The sequence below is a fragment of the Microbacterium sp. Root553 genome (genome assembly GCF_001426995.1).
In the GTDB taxonomy this organism is placed as follows: domain Bacteria; phylum Actinomycetota; class Actinomycetes; order Actinomycetales; family Microbacteriaceae; genus Microbacterium.
Map to the genome: position 1 here is coordinate 1,246,354 of NZ_LMFY01000001.1, position 16,744 is coordinate 1,263,097.

General features: G+C 65.5%; 16 protein-coding genes. 6 read left to right on the forward strand and 10 right to left on the reverse strand.

Annotated features, from left to right (window positions below; translation table 11 throughout):
• Window positions 1–424: 424 nt before the first annotated feature.
• The 6 genes from ASD43_RS05770 to ASD43_RS17695 all read right to left on the reverse strand — a co-directional run bounded on the left by ASD43_RS05770 (window position 425) and on the right by ASD43_RS17695 (window position 6,072).
• The gene (locus ASD43_RS05770; protein WP_157550840.1) at window positions 425–1,609 is read right to left on the reverse strand and encodes an ABC transporter permease; all 1,185 of its coding nucleotides are present in this window, start codon (window positions 1,607–1,609) and stop codon (window positions 425–427) included.
• Window positions 1,606–2,280 carry an ABC transporter ATP-binding protein gene (locus ASD43_RS05775; RefSeq protein ID WP_056414730.1) on the reverse strand — a complete coding sequence of 225 codons (675 nt, stop codon included), beginning with the start codon at window positions 2,278–2,280 and terminating at the stop codon, window positions 1,606–1,608. Before ASD43_RS05775 ends, ASD43_RS05770 begins: the two co-directional genes overlap by 4 nt.
• Complete coding sequence (locus ASD43_RS05780) at window positions 2,277–3,326, reverse strand: efflux RND transporter periplasmic adaptor subunit (RefSeq protein ID WP_056414732.1); 1,050 nt, start codon at window positions 3,324–3,326, stop codon at window positions 2,277–2,279. The genes ASD43_RS05775 and ASD43_RS05780 overlap by 4 nt, the downstream gene beginning before the upstream one ends.
• Before the next feature lie 48 nt (window positions 3,327–3,374).
• Window positions 3,375–4,352: a hypothetical protein gene (locus ASD43_RS05785; protein WP_056414735.1), complete on the reverse strand. Its 978-nt coding sequence runs from the start codon at window positions 4,350–4,352 to the stop codon at window positions 3,375–3,377.
• An 80-nt stretch (window positions 4,353–4,432) separates the two neighbouring features.
• Window positions 4,433–4,825, reverse strand: a complete 393-nt coding sequence (locus ASD43_RS05790; RefSeq protein ID WP_056414738.1) for a hypothetical protein — start codon at window positions 4,823–4,825, stop codon at window positions 4,433–4,435.
• A gap of 677 nt (window positions 4,826–5,502) precedes the next feature.
• Window positions 5,503–6,072 carry a helix-turn-helix domain-containing protein gene (locus tag ASD43_RS17695; RefSeq protein ID WP_082539277.1) on the reverse strand — a complete coding sequence of 190 codons (570 nt, stop codon included), beginning with the start codon at window positions 6,070–6,072 and terminating at the stop codon, window positions 5,503–5,505.
• A gap of 826 nt (window positions 6,073–6,898) precedes the next feature.
• Here ASD43_RS17695 and ASD43_RS05800 point away from each other — a divergent pair.
• Both ASD43_RS05800 and ASD43_RS05805 read left to right on the forward strand, forming a co-directional pair.
• Window positions 6,899–8,614 (forward strand): hypothetical protein, encoded by a 1,716-nt coding sequence (locus ASD43_RS05800; protein ID WP_056414744.1) that lies wholly within the window; start codon window positions 6,899–6,901, stop codon window positions 8,612–8,614.
• The gene (locus tag ASD43_RS05805) at window positions 8,614–8,937 is read left to right on the forward strand and encodes a hypothetical protein (protein WP_056414747.1); all 324 of its coding nucleotides are present in this window, start codon (window positions 8,614–8,616) and stop codon (window positions 8,935–8,937) included. The genes ASD43_RS05800 and ASD43_RS05805 overlap by 1 nt, the downstream gene beginning before the upstream one ends.
• Window positions 8,938–9,229: 292 nt before the next feature.
• On the opposite strand, the gene ASD43_RS05810 is transcribed toward ASD43_RS05805, so the two are convergent.
• Window positions 9,230–9,550 carry a hypothetical protein gene (locus tag ASD43_RS05810; RefSeq protein ID WP_157550843.1) on the reverse strand — a complete coding sequence of 107 codons (321 nt, stop codon included), beginning with the start codon at window positions 9,548–9,550 and terminating at the stop codon, window positions 9,230–9,232.
• 75 nt (window positions 9,551–9,625) lie between these two features.
• Window positions 9,626–10,540, reverse strand: a complete 915-nt coding sequence (locus ASD43_RS05815) for a DMT family transporter (RefSeq protein ID WP_056414753.1) — start codon at window positions 10,538–10,540, stop codon at window positions 9,626–9,628.
• A 71-nt stretch (window positions 10,541–10,611) separates the two neighbouring features.
• On the opposite strand from ASD43_RS05815, the gene ASD43_RS05820 reads away from it, so the two are divergent.
• The gene (locus ASD43_RS05820; RefSeq protein ID WP_056414756.1) at window positions 10,612–11,532 is read left to right on the forward strand and encodes a LysR family transcriptional regulator; all 921 of its coding nucleotides are present in this window, start codon (window positions 10,612–10,614) and stop codon (window positions 11,530–11,532) included.
• Between the two features lie 32 nt (window positions 11,533–11,564).
• On the opposite strand, the gene ASD43_RS05825 is transcribed toward ASD43_RS05820, so the two are convergent.
• Together ASD43_RS05825 and ASD43_RS05830 are read right to left on the reverse strand one after the other, a co-directional pair.
• The gene (locus ASD43_RS05825; protein WP_056414759.1) at window positions 11,565–12,119 is read right to left on the reverse strand and encodes a 2'-5' RNA ligase family protein; all 555 of its coding nucleotides are present in this window, start codon (window positions 12,117–12,119) and stop codon (window positions 11,565–11,567) included.
• Window positions 12,120–12,122: 3 nt separating this feature from the next.
• Window positions 12,123–13,343 (reverse strand): ROK family protein, encoded by a 1,221-nt coding sequence (locus ASD43_RS05830; RefSeq protein WP_056414763.1) that lies wholly within the window; start codon window positions 13,341–13,343, stop codon window positions 12,123–12,125.
• 101 nt (window positions 13,344–13,444) lie between these two features.
• Here ASD43_RS05830 and ASD43_RS05835 point away from each other — a divergent pair, with 101 nt between their 5' ends.
• Genes ASD43_RS05835 through ASD43_RS05845 form a run of 3 tightly spaced genes read left to right on the forward strand, consistent with a single transcriptional unit; the run spans window position 13,445 to window position 16,661 of the window.
• The gene (locus ASD43_RS05835; RefSeq protein ID WP_056414766.1) at window positions 13,445–14,788 is read left to right on the forward strand and encodes an ABC transporter substrate-binding protein; all 1,344 of its coding nucleotides are present in this window, start codon (window positions 13,445–13,447) and stop codon (window positions 14,786–14,788) included.
• The gene (locus ASD43_RS05840; protein WP_235564042.1) at window positions 14,785–15,783 is read left to right on the forward strand and encodes a carbohydrate ABC transporter permease; all 999 of its coding nucleotides are present in this window, start codon (window positions 14,785–14,787) and stop codon (window positions 15,781–15,783) included. Before ASD43_RS05835 ends, ASD43_RS05840 begins: the two co-directional genes overlap by 4 nt.
• Window positions 15,783–16,661 carry a carbohydrate ABC transporter permease gene (locus tag ASD43_RS05845; RefSeq protein ID WP_045252845.1) on the forward strand — a complete coding sequence of 293 codons (879 nt, stop codon included), beginning with the start codon at window positions 15,783–15,785 and terminating at the stop codon, window positions 16,659–16,661. Before ASD43_RS05840 ends, ASD43_RS05845 begins: the two co-directional genes overlap by 1 nt.
• Window positions 16,662–16,744: the final 83 nt, after the last annotated feature.

Consider the following 16,744-nt stretch of genomic DNA (forward strand, 5'->3'; position numbering starts at 1 on the left):
TTTCTCTTCAATCGAAGTTGAACCACTTTGACGAAGGTGACCTAGATCGAGGTAGTTGATCCCGGTGTTCACAGGGATCGCGGGATGGGAGGCTGTGAGATGGAACCTAAGGAGCGTCGAGCTACGCCGGCGATGCTCTCGTCGGAGTGGCCGGACGGACCCTCCTCCAGCCCCGCGGGTGAAGCTGCACGCCGATTCGCTCTGAAGTTACGTGAAGCCATCGGGCAGCGTTCGGTCAGGTCCGTCGCTCGAGACGCAGGTGTCGATGAGGGGACGATCCGCAAGATCCTGTCGGGGCAGTCGTGGGCCGACTTCCACACGATTTGGAGCCTTGAGCCGACCTTGGACACGCCGCTTTACTCTCGGTGACCGTTTGAGAACGCGGACCCCACTCTGCTGGTCGCTGGTTCTTATGCAGCGGGACTCACCGGCGGAACGCTTCAACGGGTTCGATCTTCGTAGCGCGGATCGCTGGATACAACCCGGCGATAGACCCGATAGCCACGCCCATCACTGGCCCAGCGACGAGTGACCATGGCTCTATGACCGCTGTCCACTGTTGGCTCAACGCGATGACAGTCACTGCGGCCATCGCCAGGGCCGTTCCGACCAAGCCACCGAGTAGCCCGCGCACGGCCGACTCGCCCAAGAACTGGATCGCGATGTGTCTCGGTAGGGCGCCGAGTGAGCGTCGAAGGGCGATCTCGCGGGTGCGAGCGATGACCCCCAGTAGGGAGACATTCGCGATTCCGACGCCACTGACGAGTACGCAGATTCCCGCTAGCGCGAAGAAAAGCGCCTGGGTCGATCCGTTGACCCTGTCCTTGACGACCGTCGGCTTCGGCGGCGGAACGATCTGGTACGCGGTGAGTTCCGCAGGGTTCAAGGCCACAGCGAGTTGGTCGGCGACCACCGTCGATGCTCCCACCTCGGTGGCAACGACCATCGTCTCCCGCTGCCCTGGGGCGGTGAAGTGCTCGCGGGCGAACCCCTCCGGGATGATGACGCTCGTCAGGGCGGCACTAGAACCAGTCGTGTTGTCAACAACTCCGATGACGGTGACTCGAAGGTTGTTGAGCACGACCACGGGTTGGTCGGCGACGTTGTCGATGCCGAGGTCACCGGCGAGCTTCTCTCCGATGACGGCGACGGGTTGGTCTTGGTGGAAGTCATCGAAAGTGCGACCGCTCGAGACCTCAGCGCCCACGAGATCGAAGTAGCCGGGCGTTACCGCCAACAGGGGAGGTTGCGATGACCCTGGGTCGATGGAGGGCGGGTTCGCGCTGATGGTGACGCCCGGGACGTTCCACCAGCGTCCGGTCGCGGTGACACCGTCGATCTGGGACACGCGGCTGTCCGCGTCTGCAGCGAAAAGAAGCTCAGTGCCTGTTCCGCCGCTGCGCGGTGTCACAGTGATCTGTGTGGCTTCCACCTTCAGGAACTCGTCACTGATCTGACCGTTCGCGCTGGCGGTGACGCCGAGAACTGCAACGAAGGATGCGACACCGATGGCGATTCCGACAATCGTCATCCCGGACCGAGACGAGCGCTGCACGACGCCGGCCATCGCCTCGTTCAGCAGCCTTCGACGCACGGGGCGGCCGCTCACGACTTCTCACCTAGCGTGCCGTCGAGCATGTGTAGCGTTCGGTTCCCGTGACGCGCGACCTCAGCGTCGTGAGTGATCAGCACGACGGTTCGCCCCGCATCGTTGAGCTCATCGAACAACGCGAGAATGGCGTTAGCCGTGACGCTGTCGAGGTTTCCTGTTGGCTCGTCGCACAGAAGCACCGCGGGATTGGCGGCCAACGCTCTGGCGATGGCGACTCGCTGTTGTTGTCCGCCGGATAGCTCTGTGGGTAGCCGACGTTCGAACGAACCGAGACCCACCGCTTCCAGAGCCTCCAACGCCCGACTGCGAGATTCACGTTCAGACGTTCCGTTGTACAGGTCGCTGAGCATCACGTTCTCCAGGCATGTGCGCTGCTCGAGCAGGTGAAAAGACTGGAAGACGAATCCGATGTCGGTGCCTCGTACACGCGCCCTGTCGTTCTCCGAAAGAAGCGTGACGTCCTGACCTCTCAGTGTGTAGGTTCCCGCCGTGGGTTTGTCGAGCAGTCCCAGGATGTTCAGAAGCGTGGACTTCCCTGACCCGGATGGGCCCACGATGGTCACGAAGTCGCCCTCGTCGATGGTGACCGAGGACGTTGCTAGAGCGTGCACCTCGGGCGGTCCGGCGTAGACACGAGACACCTCACGCAACTCGACAACAGCCGTCATTTCACGCCCACGACGACCAGATCACCGACGTCGAGGTCCCCTTCGCTGGCGGTCACTCGGGCTTGTCCGCCACCCGTGTCGTCGACGGTCACCGTCACCCTGTGGGTGTCGTCTCCGTCCCTGACGAGCACGTAAGTTCCACCGGTCGCATTCGAACGAACGGCGGAGAGCGGGACGAGCAGGCCAGTCTCGGCCTCCGCGCTGGCCTGAACGGTGATCTCTACCTTGCCGTCGATTGCCCCCGCTGACAGCGCGGCGTCCGGTTGGATGACGACCGTGGCGCGGCTGATCCCATCCTCTCCTGACACCAGCCCGCCGACCGCTGTGATGGTGCCCTCCTGTGCGCCTCCAATGGCACTCCCGGTCACAGACACGCGGTCGCCGACGGCGAGAAGCTGCGACATCGCATCCGTGACTTCCGCGGTCACCGTCGGATCAGACGTCGTCGCTCGAATCAGTGGGCTCTCGACACCACCGCCGAGCGGGGATTTGATGCTGAGCGCCGTCGCGGTGGCGACCGGACCGAAGACGAGCTCGGACTGGAGAGCGGCGCTCTCCGCAGGAACCTCGTACCCCACGGCCTTGTAGAGAGCGCGTAGCGCGTTGGTCGTACCTGCACCCCACGTCCCGTCGGGCTCGCCTTTCAGCCAAGGACGCAGTGCTTCCTGGAGGCGGCGAACATCCTGCCCCTTGTCGCCCGGGCGCAGGTCGCGCAGCAGCGGAATCGCTCCCTGCAGGTAGATGACGGGCCTGTCGTTCACCTCTGCGATGACCGTGCCTGCGCTGAATTGCGCACCAATGGCGACGGGGAGCTCTGTCACGACGCCAGCGCCGGCCGGAGTGAGTTCTGTGACGCTACCGAGAGCAACGACGCCAGGCAGCAGGATCGGATCCGCAATGGTGCCCTCCTCGACCGCAACAGTCAGCTCACTGGGCGACGGGGGTGCCGCATCGGCAGCGACTTGCGCGGGCGATCTCACAAAGAAGCCGGCTGCGCCCCCGATGGCTGCCGACACGAGAGCGGTCGCCAGCAGGAGGACTCCCACACGGCGAGTGGGTGTCATCCGTGCCGCTGGTCTTCCGTTCGTCGCCATCTATTCACCCAAGAGTGTGTTGACCGCGTCGAGGCGCTCACGTTCCGCGTCGAGCGCGGACTGGAACCTCTCAGGTTGCTTGTCGATGGCCTGCTGTTCGTAGTCGCCGAGGACGAAGTAGAACGTGTCGGTCCAACGGCTGGCATTCGTGCATTCCACGTCGGCCGTGGCGGCCGCGATGGTGTCGGCGGTGATAGCTCCTGCATTGGCGGTGGGAGCCTCTTCGAACCGTGCGTAGTCGAACCCGGCGTCCTTCATGCACGCTGACCACGTGCGTGCTTTCTCTTTCACGGCGTCGTGGCTGAACGCCAGGCCGTAGATGTCGGAGGTCACGTCGCGCAGATCTACGAATGACACTCCTACCTGGTCTTCCACCGCACCGTAACACCCCTTCTCCGGAGGCGGATTCCCCGAGCTGTCGGTGGGAATAAGGTCCTCGGAGAGTGCTTCGTCAGCTCCTCCTTCGCCGAGGATCATGCCCTGTTCTGGCCCGTACATCGCGGCTGAAAGCTGTGCGGCCTCAGTCGGGTCATCGGGCATCACGGGGTTCAGATTCTCTGCGCTGGCCAGATAGATGCCGGCACCATTGGACCAGTCGCCGCCGGGAGGGGCCGCATATCCGTACTCCTCGGCTTGATCCCGCGGCAAGGTTCCCAGCCTCCCGCCCCACTGGTAGATGAAGGGGTCTTTCGGGTCCTCGCTCACCTGCTGGATGTAGTCGCCGCTGAATGACGCGGACAAGTTGTAATCAGCGAGGCAACGGTTCAGCAGCTCGGCAGTACCCCGTTGCAATTGCTCCCGCTCAGAGTTCCCCATCGCGAACGAATCGAAGGGCAAAGCGCCCAGAGCCTGCGTCGCGGACAGCTCCGAGGGGACCTCAGGCGTCTTCCACCCTTGCTCTGCCGAAGACCCTCCTGAGCAACCGGTGAGGAGGAGGGCGGTGAGGACGATGGGCGTTGCGGGTGCGAGGCGTTTCATGGGTACGGTGCGGTCCTGTTCTGGTGATGATGATGATGAACGTGGGACCGGGCATAGCGCATGTCCGGTCCCACGTGGGGTCAAACTCCGGAGTAGCCCGACCAGGACGAGCAGCCCAACGACGTGCCGTTGTTGATGGAGCAGGCCTGGACGCGGAACTCCCAGCCGGGCAGCACCCACACAGGTCGCGACTCGGTCTGTCCGGCGCCCTTGGTGTTGTCGATGTTGTTGCTGGAGGTGTTTCCGCGGAGGTTCCACCACGTGCGAGAGCCCCACCCGTCGTTGTAACGGTCTGTGCTGGAGATCGTGTCCGTGGACGCGTTCCAGTAGCCGGTCGCGCGCGGCTGCCCACCGGACGAGTAGGTCGCTTGCGCGTCCGCCATCGCTGCCACTGACGGCGCGACAATAAGAGCGGCCGAAACGGCCGTTGCGGCGGCGAACTTCGCCCAGCGCTTCTTCGTGCTCAACTTCATTTTCTCTCCTCAAGGGATGCGAGGCCTGGATCATTATTGATCAGGTTCACCTCGGTTCCCTCTGAGTGTGAGATGCGGCGTTTCAGGTGTCTGTCCCCCGTTCGGTGGACACCGTTAACCCCCTTTGGCCGCTACAGGAAAGACCTGACAGATGTTGCGGATCCGCGTCTTTCTGGGCTTTCGGGGCTTCTCAACTGGGGCGACCGTGGCGACTATCGACGGTCGCGGTGGCCGGCCCTCCCGAGGAGAAGCAGTGGACCGGACCTCGGCGCGTGAGATTGTCTGTAAGGAGTTCGCTTTTCGGGCAAAGGGGTAGTGGTGATCGTGCTGTTCGCGAGCGGTTCCTGAGACGTTGCGGCTCGAGCGCAAGAGGTGCGGTCGCCGGCGACCGTCGGCTGCCCGGGGTCGCAGCTCCAACTGGCCCGGGACTAAATGATGCCGTGTGTCTCGAGTAGGCGAACCAACTGTCGGACCGGGCTCGGCGACATGTCCCATTCCCGTCGAAGACGCTCAGCCCGGTCCGACGCGCGCGCATCGTCGGTCCCCGGCGGACGGAGCGTGTGACGGGTCCCCGGAGCGAGTAGTTCGGTGCGGAGGAAGGCAAGAGCGAACTCCGCCATCACACGGTTGACGGTTGTCGCTGCGACCGAGTCCATCATCGTACGCAGCAGTCGCACTTATGGGGCTGGGAGTTGCAGGAACGCGGCGGACACGTCGAGGGCGGCGGCTATGGCGTTGGTGGCGGTCTTCGACACGGTCCCGCGTCCCGCCTCAACGAGGGATATGGCTGTCTGAGAGACGCCAGCGCTGGAAGCCAGTGCGGCCTGTGTGAGACCGCGAGCAACGCGGACGGCTTCGAATGCAGTGGAGGACACCGCCCCAGCGCAGGTGGCATTCACCGAACGCGGCGAAATATTCTGCCGATCTTGGTGTCTCTGCTGGGTTCGAGGGGTGCTGGCAAGGCAGGCAAGTAGTAGATAGTTCATGTAAGAGATCTCAAGAGAGAGATATAGAGAAAGGGCAAACTTCTCTCTGGATCCCTCTACATAGACACCCCCGCACTTGCCAGACTTGGCGGAGGTTCGATTTATGCTTAGTGAACTGGGGTTTCTGCGGTTATCGAGCTTGGCAGCAACCGCGATCTGCCTGCCAACCTGCCAGATCTTCACAATTCTCTGGATTTGGCCCCCCTGGGGCCCCGGATCTGCCGCAGGGTAGTCCGTGAGAGAGAGTCGCGGAGAACTCATCCCCGGTCGAAGAAGTTCCAGGACTTCCGAGCGGCCGCGACCAATGCAGGAGGGGGCGCCCTCGCGCCGGGGCCGGAGTTCACACAACAACTACACAGATGAAGCCAGGCCGGGTGCCGAACGAGTCCGTGCACGCCGCGACAGAACATCGCACTGACCTGGCAGGACGCGCTCACGTGCACAGCGACCTTGCCTAGGCACGCTTCGCGAGCCGGGGCAACGCCCGAGGGGCCTCTGGGGGTCGGTCGACGCTGTCCACCCGAACGAAACTGTCCGTGGGGCCGAAATCGCGCCGGCGGACACGCCTGGACCTGCAAGCGGTCGTTCGGGTGCGCCCGCACCGGGAATCCCCGGCATCACCTCAGCATGCGATGGTGTCCGGTTGCAGGCAAACGTTCCGTGTTGTCTCACGGGAACCCGTGCCTGTGGCGCAATCAAAAAGACCGCTCTGTGGTGAGAATGACATTCTCTCTCGCTGACGGGGATCGTTCGCTAGGGACTCTCGTTCAGCTGTCTGTGGTGGCGCACCGCGACCGAAGGATCACCGAACGCGGGCCAGGTCACAGCTCCACGTGGCCCGACACCGTAGCGATCCGGGTGATGGGGGCGCTCGGCGAACTGGGCCGATATCGAGGATGAGGACTGCGTAGGCGTGCGAATCCGAGACGGCGAATGGAGATCTGTCAGGACTTCCGCTGACGGGCAAAGGCTCGCACCATTCCGCCAAACTGAAGCGTCATAACTAAGTGAAAGCGCTCATCTTTCGCTACATTCTGACCTAGCCCGGTCTGGGGGCTGTGCACGAGTAGGGGAAAGAGGGTCTGGGATGGCTGGGGTGCCCGGGGACAAGGATCCGAAGAAGATCCGCTTCGTCCGGTGGTTTCGACGTAACGTGCATTGGGTGCGGACGCTCTTGATGGGCGTCGTCATCTTCTGCGCGATGGCCGCCGTGTTCATGTGGTGGGCGACGCCCGCGGCGAAGGTGACTTCGCACGGGGAGAACTGGGTCATCCTCGTCCTCGTGGCCCTTATCTTCCTGATAGGACGGTTGTTCGTCAGCGACAAGAGCCTTCGGCTTGGAGGTAAGGCGCTCGGTGAGCGTCACATCTACGACAAGTGGGAAAGCACAGGCGACGCGCTCGTTCTCGGCGACCAGTATGTCTCGACCGTGGTCCTCACCGACCTCTACTCATGTGTGATTCCCGCGACCACCGCGCTCACCTCGCCGGCAACATTCACGGAACGGATCACCGAGCGGCGCGAACTTGGTGACGAGCGCATCTCCGTGACGATGGTCCGCACATTCTCCGGAGCGAAGGACCTACGGGCGGTGCCCGCTCTTCGTGTGGAGAAGGGGACGCTCATCGGCTCACTGTCTGTTGCGGTCGATGGGAAGGCGTCTCGGACGCTCACTCATGGGCAGGCGCGGGGGCTCATGATTGTGTGCCTTTACATCCTTCACGATGAGGTGCTTCCCTCGTCGTCGCCGTTCATGACGAAGGCAATCCCGGCGGTCCTCGCGGACAAGCCCATCACCGACGACGAGCTCGCTCATTTGCTCAGCCACATCGATGACGTCGAACGAACTTCCGGCGAAACCGACGCGACGCGGGCACTGCGCGTTCTCACGCGGCTGGTCACCACCTGCGACTTCGTGTTCGTCGTGGCGCCAGAAGGGTGCGACAAGCCGACGAAGGTCTCCATCTCCTATCAGGAGCCCCACGGCGCACGAGTTCGCACGGCCGGAGCGTGGATCCGACGCACGCTGGGGCTGGGACGTCGGGACTATCTCACTGACCTGCATACTGCGTCGGAGAGCCCGTCGTACCACCTCGACATCGCAGGCCCCGATGGCATGTTCGTCCAGAACTCTCACGTGATCCTCCCGCACGACGGGCAGACCGTGCGCCCTACTGCCGTCGGGGCGTCGACGCCGCGCGAGCGAGCTGAGCTGGTGTTCATCCGCTCCCCGCGCGGTGACTCTGGGATCCACCTCTACGCGCGTGATATGGATGGTTCGCCCGTCGTCGTCGCAGACCCGAGCTCGAAGCGAAAGGTAGCCGTGAAGCCACAGTTCGTGGTGGAGCTGCGCGAGCGGCCACCGGGGATTCTCGGCCCGACGTTCGTGTTGTCATTCTGGATCGCCGCGGTCACATGGGTCGTCGGCGTGAACTACGAGGTTGTCTTCCCGACTGTGACCACTCCCGGTTCGGCATGGCCAGCGGTGATCTTTGGTGTCCCCGCACTTGTCGCAGGGTGGTTGTTGTCGAAGCTCACGAAGGAGGTCCTGCGGGTGATCTCCATAGCCACGTTCCTGTGCGTGGCGTGGGTGTCCCTGAACGCGGCATTTGTCGTGACGCTCGCAGCATTGAAGACGACGGGGATCAGTCTGGGCGGCTTCTCCCTGTGGAACATCCACCTTCACCACCCGACCTGGGCGCTCGCGATGTTCCTAACAGGTTTCAACCTGCTGGTGTGTCTGTGGCTCTTCATTGTCAGAAACGCAAGGTACGCTTCAACCATCAACGAGAGGGCGAACTAATGAGCGACGTAGCAACCACCACAGGTGAGATTGTTGTGCACGCCGACAGTTTCGACGTCATCAACGTCGGTAGCCGCTCCTCGGACATGACTCGCTCGTCAGGGCAGAGATTCCATTCCGGATTGCAGAACGAATTCTCCGGCCACAAGCTCATGGGCGCAGACGGACTCGCCACCATCGTGACGATGCGAATGACTCGTGATGAAGCGGACACGCTGTCGACAGCTTTGGGTCGTCGCCTAGCTGCGTTGAAGCAGCGTCAGCAAGATAAGGCCCGGTCCGCTGAGGCGGACGTTCGAGCAGATCACCGTAGAGCGGGCTAGTAGGCCTCTCTGTCGTTGGCAGAAAAGCTGGGCGCGCCAACCGTCTGTCACAGCCCAGAGACTCGTCCTTCAATGGAGTGCGGTTCGGTGACCGTGTTTCCGGGGCTGCTGCACCAGATCATATAGTTTGACGATCTCGTGACCAGGGCTGTTTCCCTGTCTCCAGTGTTCACCTGGATCAACAACGACAGATCCGGATCAGGTGTAGTCGACGGGTCATAAGTGATGGAGCAGATGACCCGAAGGCTGCGCCGATGGAACGTGGTTCACGTCCGGGGCTGACGGATGCGGCTCAGGCGTCGATCCAGAGGGTCGCGTTGACCGCCGCAAGCGCGCGCACCGTCTCCGCACGTATCGTCTCAGCGCCGTGTGGCAAGGTCAGGAAGAACCGCACCCAGACGTCAGTGCGGTGGAGTGCTTCGGCGGCGGGGGTGAGCAACGCGACGCGGTCGAGGATCGCGTCATTGAGCATGTCCGCACGAGTATCCGCATCCGTCTCATCGAACGAGAACGTCGTGATGTCGTAACGGATCCCATCGGCTTCTCGATGCTCCGTGAGGGCCTCGAGACCAGGCACGTCGTCTTGGCCGAACACGGTGACGCTGAGGATCACGTGGCCATCGTCATCGTCGTGGAGAGGAACCCAGCGAGCCGCAGTCATCGGCCCATCGTCGCACGGAACGCGGAATCAGGTGATCGCGGCTTCGAGCGCGCGGTGCCGGTGGCGGCGCTCGATCGCCTGACCGGCGTAGGACGCGGCGACGATGAGCGCGGCACCGAGCAGGCCGACGGTGCCCACGCTCTCGCCGCCGAGCAGCATTCCGACCAGGAGCGCCCAGACCGGCTCGGTGCCCATGAGGATGCTGGCGCGCGTCGCCGAGGTGCGCCGCACCGCCCAGAGCTGAACGACGAACGCGAACACCGAGCACATCAGCCCGAGGAACAGGACGTTCGCCCACCCCGATCTGTCGAGTCGCGCGACCGCCGCGGGCAGCTCCGCTCCTGCGACCAGCGAGGCCGTCGCCGCGCAGACGACGAGCTGCACCAGGACGACGGCGAGCGTGCTGTCTCGGCGGTTGCGGGTGAGCCGGGCGCTCGCTGTCACGTGCAGCGCGCGCACGACCGCCGCCGCGATCACCAGGGCGTCGCCCGCCGTCGGCATCCGCAGGCCGCCGTCGGATACGAGAAGGGCCACCCCCACCACGGCGGCGACCGCGGCGACGAAGTACGAGCGCGGAAGCCACGAGCGCGCAGCGACACTCTCGAGCACGGGGGTGAGGATGAGCGCGAGGCTGATGAGCAGGCCGGCATTGGTCGCCGACGTGAGATGGACGCCCCAGGTCTCGAGTCCGATGATGGCGGCCTGAGAGAAGCCGAGGGCGATGGCGACGGCGAGCCCGCGACCACGCGGCATCCGCTCCCGGCGCACCGCGCAGATCACGCCGAGAGCCACAGCCGCGACGAGGAACCGGAGTGCCACAGCCGAGGCGACGCCGGCCTCGAGCGCGAGACTCTTGGCCGCGACGAAGCTCGCACCCCACACCGCCGCCACGGCGACGAGCAGGACGTCGACGAGCACATCACGAGAGGGATGACGAGGCACGTCCTCACTCTGACGCTGCCGAAGGTGAAGACCAAGGGGAATCTTCTTAAGAATCTCGTAAGGTTGGCCTTATGGATCCGCACCATCTCCGACTGCTCCGGGAGCTTCGCGACCGAGGCAGCGTCGCGGCCGTCGCGGCCGCTCTCGGAATCTCGGCGTCAGCGGTGTCGCAGCAGCTCGCGACCCTGCAGTCGGCGGTGGCTCTGCCGCTCACCGTGCGCCGAGGTCGAGTCCTGATCCTGACCACGGCGGGGGAGGCGCTCGCCGCGGCGAGCATTCGTGTCGACGAGGCATTGACCGCGGCCCGCGACGCGATCGGCGAACTCCTCGACGCGGGCGACAGGCCGGTCCGGGTGTCGTCCTTCAACAGCGCAGGGCTCGCCCTCTTCGGACCGCTTCTGCGCGAACTCGACGGGAGTCCCGCCGTCCGTCTCGCCGATGCCGACGTCCCGCATCGGGACTTCCCCGGGCTCACCGCCGACCACGATCTCGTCATCGCTCACCGGCTCGCGCACGATGCCCCCTGGCCGGCCGATCGGGTCGTCGCGATCCCGCTCGTCGAGGAGCCGCTCGACATCGCCCTCCCCGCAGATCATCCTCTCGCCGGTCGGACGGACATCCGCCTCGCCGACCTCCGCGACGAGGAGTGGGTGTCGGTGCACGAGGGATTCCCTCTCGCGGGCGTGCTCGAGCATCTCGCGGCACTGTCGGGGTCACCCCTGCGGATCGCGCATCGCATCAACGAGTTCTCGGTGACGGCGGAGGTCGTGCGTGCCGGGGCGGCGATCGCCGTCATGCCTCGCGCGACGGCCACGCCTCTGGCGGTGGACGGCCTGGTTCTCAGACCGCTGTCGGACGTGGATCTGGTCCGCCACGTCGACGTGCTGGCTCGGCCGGATGCCCTGGCCTACACCTCGGTCAGGCGGGTGCTGCGAACTCTGCAGGATGTCGCCGCCCGTCTGCAGAGCGACCCGCTCAGCTCACCGCGCTGACGCGCGCACGTCACCGCGCTGACGCGCGCATGTCACCGTGCTGACGCGCGTCTCGGGGGCAGCTCCGCGAGCGTCGTGATCGACGAGGCGGCGGGGTCCCAGAGTCGTACGACGCGGGCGTGCGCAGCGATGTCCCCGCCGAGGAGATCCAGGGCGGCCGGCAGATCGGCGACGCGCAGCCTGCGGGCGAGCGCGACGTGCGGCATCCATTCACCCGGTGCGGTGTGCGGGGCATCCGCGCCAGGACCGACGGCATCGCGCACCAGTGACCGAAGCGCGAGCAGTTCGCCGGTGGGAACGATGCTCCGCGCCAGGACGCGCCGATCCCCGGAACCGAAGAGCAGCGGAGCACCCAGCGTGAGAGGGAATCGCGGGATGCCGTCGAAGACCTCCGCCCCCAGGGCGGGCAGACCGACGCGCGCGACCAGCGTGAGGTGAGGGCGGTTGCTCGCCGAGGTGTGCGCCGCGAGACTCGACATCCCGGCCGCGGCGAGAGCATCCCATTCGGCCCGGATCGCGGCGTCGGCCTCCGTGTCGAACAGCAGCTCGATCGACGAGGGAGAGCGCTGAGGCTCTGGTTCGTGCACGGCTCAGCTCGCCGCGCTGAGGCGTCGTTCCGCCAGCAGGGGCACGGCCACCTCGCGGGCGGCCATCCGCGCGGTCGCGACGGCGCCGATCGACACGACCTCGGCGCCGAGCGTGGAGGCGAGGATCTCGGGGGCCGGCAGGTGCAGCTGGGCCGGCAGCACCTCGCGTGCGGCGGCGAGCACGGGCTCGATGCTCTCGGCGACCCCTCCGCAGATGATCACGCGCGCCGGGTCGTACATGCTGCCGAGCACGCCGACGACGCGGGCGAGGGTCGCGCCGACCCGCGACGTCGCGAGCAGCGCATCGGCATCACCGGCGGATGCCGCGGTCAACACGGTCCGCGGATCGATGCGCTCCGCGCCCGCGAGCCGACCAATCGCCGATTCCGACGAGATCTCGCCGCTCTCGACCCCCGCACGCACCTCGTCCTGCAGGGCGTATCGCAGACCGAAGGCCGACCCGACTCCGATGATGTGGTCGAACACGACGCCCTCGCCGACGCCGCCGTGGGCGCCGTGCAGCACGTGGCCGTCCACGACCACGCCCCCGCCGAACCGTTCGCTCGCGAGCAGGGCGACGTAGTCGCGGCATCCGACCGCGGCCCCCGCGGACCCCTCGGCGATCGCGGCGAGCTGGGCGTCGTTCTTGATCTCGACGACGGGAGCCCACTCGTCGAGAGCTTCGGCGAGCCCCGGGTTGGTGCGCTCCCAGAAGCCCTCGGGGTGCGGCGGTGAGATGCCGGCCCTGTTCACCGGCGCGGCGACGCCGACGCAGATCGCGAGCACCGCCTCGCGCGAGACGTCGGCCTCGGCGAGCGCGTGCGCCATCTGATCCAGGATCGTCGCGCGCCGCGCAGCCGCCGACTGCGTCGGATCGAGGTCGGTGCGGTGGTGCACGAGGGTGCGCTCGAGCGGATCCGAGATCGTGACCGCGAGGTGGGTGTCTCCGGCATCCACCCCGATGACGACGCCGAGGTCGGATGCCAGCACGAAGCGCCGCGCGGGGCGCCCCGCGCGGTAGCTCCCGGCCACCCGTGCGTTGGGGAGTTCCCGCAGCACGGCGGCGTCGACGAGGGTGTCGATCGCGTCGATCGCGGTCGAGCGGGTCAGCGAGGTGGTCGCCATCGCCTCACTCGCGGTGAACTCGCCGGCGGTCCACGCGAAGTCGAGGATCGCGCCGACACTGGCTCGTCCGGTGCCCAGACCTGCGGATACTTCTGTCACGGGTCTTGACCTCACTCTCGTTCACATGAGACAGTACCGTTCATCGAAGTAAATTCGCTCACTAGATTTAGTCCGCGTATCTACAGCACGAAAGGACAACGGTGTCTGTGAAACCACCACGCCCGGCGCAGATCGTCGCCGGTGCGGCCGCTCTCGCCCTGGTCGGGGCCGCCCTCACCGGCTGCTCGACGGCCGGCGGAACCGAGACAATCCGCTTCACGTTCAGCAAGCGGGAGGCGATCGAGTTCATGACCGAGCTCGTGGCGCAGTACAACTCCTCGCAGGACGACGTCCACGTCGAGATCGACACCTCGGGTGTCGACGTCGTCTCGGCCAGCTTCGTGCGGGGCAACCCGCCCGACATCATGCTCGCCAACTACAACTACGAGATCGCCCGCTTCGTGCAGCGCTGCGCGCTCACCGATCTGTCGGGCACCGACGCCGCCTCGACCATCCGCGACGACCTGCAGCCCCTGATGGAGCAGTACGGGTCGTGCGAGGGGCGCACGAGCGCCCTGCCCTACTCGGTGATGGGCGCCTCCGTGATCTACAACAAGGAGATCTTCGCGCAGCAGGGCCTCGAGGTCCCGCAGACGTGGGACGAGCTCGTCGCGGTCTGCGACCGGTTGAAGGAGGCGGGCATCGATCCGTTCTACGCCACCTTCAAGGACGACTGGACGGTCGCCCAGGGCTGGTACGACTACACCGCCGGCGGCTCGGTCGACGTGATCGACTTCTTCGACACGCTCGCGCAGGAGGGCGCCGAGGTCGGCCCCGACTCCCCGGCCTCGTTCGAGAAGGACTTCGCCGAGCCCATGGACCGCATGATGACGCTGGTGAAGGACTACACGAACGCGGATGCCGCGAGCCGAGGCTACGGCGACGGCAACCTCGCCTTCGGCAAGGGCGAGGCCGCGATGTATCTGCAGGGGCCGTGGGCGTTCAGCGAGATCGAGAAGACCGCACCCGACCTCGACCTCGGCACGTTCCCGCTGCCGATGACCGACGACCCCGCCGACCTCGGCGTGCGCGTCAACATGGACCTCGCCGCGATGATCCCCGAGGGATCGCGCCACCAGGAGGCCGCCCGCGACTTCCTCGAGTACCTGTTCCTGCCCGAGCACATCGAGGAGTACAACGCCTCGCAGCTCGGGTTCACCCCGACGAAGGATGCTCCGGCTCCCGACGACCCGCGTGTCGCGGGCATGGTCGAGTACTACCAGAACGGCCAGATCTACCAGGGACCCTCGGTGCTCGTGCCGAAGACCCTGCCGGTCTTCAACTACGCGCAGGCCATGGTGCTCGGCGCGTCCCCGACCTCCACGTTGCGCACCATGGATGCCGACTGGGCGAGGATCGCGTTCCGCGCTCCGATCCCGTCGACCCAGGACAACGCCTCCGGTGAGGACTCCGCATCCGGCGAGACAGAGGAGTCCACGCCATGACGAACACCGCTCTCCCGAATCCCGCTCTCCCGAATCCCGCGGCGACTCCCGCCGCGTCGAACCTCACCAGGCCGAACAGCGCGACGACCGACACCACGGCGATCGTCACGGGCGGCACCCGCAAGCTCGGGCGCCGCACTCGCAAGGTCGAGCCGATCTACTACCTGTTCCTGCTGCCGACGCTGGTGCTCTTCACGCTTGCGATCACGGTGCCCGGCGTCATGGGGATCTTCTTCAGCTTCACCGACTCGATCGGCATCGGAGAGTGGAGCTTCAACGGGCTGACCAACTACATCGCGATGTTCAGCGACCCGGCCATCCTGCAGAGCTACCTGTTCACGTTCGGCTTCTCGATCGCGACGGTGATCGTCGTCAACGTGATCGCGTTCCTGCTGGCGGTCGGGCTGACCTCCCGCATCCGCTTCAAGACGGGTCTTCGCACGATCTTCGTGATCCCCATGGTGATCTCGGGCATCATCATCGCCTACGTCTTCAACTTCCTCTTCTCCAACTCCATCCCGGCCGCGGGCGCCGCCACCGGCATCCCGTGGCTGTCGACCAGCCTGCTCGCCAATCCGGATCTCGCCTGGGTCGCGATCGTCATCGTGACCGCCTGGCAGGCCGTACCGGGCACGCTGCTGATCTACATCGCGGGGCTCCTCTCGGTGCCGGGCGAGGTGTACGAGGCCGCGAGCATCGACGGCGCGAGCAAGACGCAGCAGCTGCTCCGCATCACACTGCCGCTCGTGGCCGGCTACGTGGTGATCAACGTGATCCTCGGCTTCAAGGGCTTCCTCAACGCCTACGACATCATCGTCGGCCTCACCAACGGCGGACCCGGCACCTCCACCCGCAGCGTCGCGATGACGATCATCGCGGGCTTCAACGGCGGCGACTACGCCTACCAGATGGCGAACGCGACGATCTTCTTCATCGTCGCCGTGCTCATCTCCCTGCTGCAGCTGTCGCTGACCCGCGGAAGGAACGCACTCTGATGTCGACGCAGACACTCACCACCATCCCCACCTCGGGCAAGAAGCCGCGCATCCGTATGGAGCGCGTCAACTGGTCGGGCACGATCATCCTGATCCTGTGCGCGGTCACCGTGCTGCTGCCGCTGTACGTGACCATCTCGATGGCCTTCAAGACCACCGGCCAGGCGGTCGACGGCAACGCCTTCTCGCTGCCGGCTCCGTTCAGCATCGACGGCTTCGTCGAGGCATGGAACCTCACGAAGTTCCCGGTCGGCGCCGGCATCTCGCTGCTGGTCACCGCAGGAACGGTCATCGCGACCATCGTGCTCGCCGCATTCGCCTCGTACGCGATCGTCCGCAACTGGGACCACCGCCTGTTCCGCTGGTCGTTCTTCTACCTGCTGGCCGCGATGTTCATCCCGTTCCCCGTGGTCGCGCTGCCGCAGATCCAGCTCACCGGATGGGTCGGACTCGACAACCCGTTCGGCGTGATCATCCTCGCGACGATGTTCCAGCTGAGCTTCAGCGTGCTGCTGTTCACTGCGTTCCTGCGGTCGATCCCGCTCGAGCTCGAGGAGAGCGCGCGCATCGACGGCGCGACGACGTGGCAGACGTTCTGGCAGCTGATCTTCCCGCTGCTCGCACCGATGAGCGCGACCGTCGGGATCTTCGCGTTCCTGTACGCCTGGAACGACTTCATGATGCCGTCGCTGATCATCTCCGATCCCGCGATGCAGACCCTGCCCGTGCGGCAGAACCTGTTCCAGACCCAGTTCAGCAACAACTACAACGTGTCGTTCGCCTCGTACCTGATGGCGATGGCCCCGGCGATCCTGGCGTACCTGTTCACGCAGCGCTTCGTCATGGAGGGCGTCACGCAGGGCGCCGTCAAGGGCTAGCCCCCTCGTCTCGTCGCTTCGCGGTTCCTGAGCGAGCGGAGCGAGACGAAGGGCGCTCAACGACCCTGGTTCCTGAGCGAGCA

Excerpts from the sequence above, each read along its gene's own strand:
- ASD43_RS05775 (WP_056414730.1), bottom strand. The coding sequence starts at position 2,280 with ATGACGGCTGTTGTCGAGTTGCGTGAGGTGTCTCGTGTCTACGCCGGA.
- ASD43_RS05785 (WP_056414735.1), bottom strand. The coding sequence starts at position 4,352 with ATGAAACGCCTCGCACCCGCAACGCCCATCGTCCTCACCGCCCTCCTC.
- ASD43_RS05790 (WP_056414738.1), bottom strand. The coding sequence starts at position 4,825 with ATGAAGTTGAGCACGAAGAAGCGCTGGGCGAAGTTCGCCGCCGCAACG.
- ASD43_RS17695 (WP_082539277.1), bottom strand. The coding sequence starts at position 6,072 with ATGAGTTCTCCGCGACTCTCTCTCACGGACTACCCTGCGGCAGATCCG.
- ASD43_RS05800 (WP_056414744.1), top strand. The coding sequence starts at position 6,899 with ATGGCTGGGGTGCCCGGGGACAAGGATCCGAAGAAGATCCGCTTCGTC.
- ASD43_RS05805 (WP_056414747.1), top strand. The coding sequence starts at position 8,614 with ATGAGCGACGTAGCAACCACCACAGGTGAGATTGTTGTGCACGCCGAC.
- ASD43_RS05820 (WP_056414756.1), top strand. The coding sequence starts at position 10,612 with ATGGATCCGCACCATCTCCGACTGCTCCGGGAGCTTCGCGACCGAGGC.
- ASD43_RS05840 (WP_235564042.1), top strand. The coding sequence starts at position 14,785 with ATGACGAACACCGCTCTCCCGAATCCCGCTCTCCCGAATCCCGCGGCG.
- ASD43_RS05845 (WP_045252845.1), top strand. The coding sequence starts at position 15,783 with ATGTCGACGCAGACACTCACCACCATCCCCACCTCGGGCAAGAAGCCG.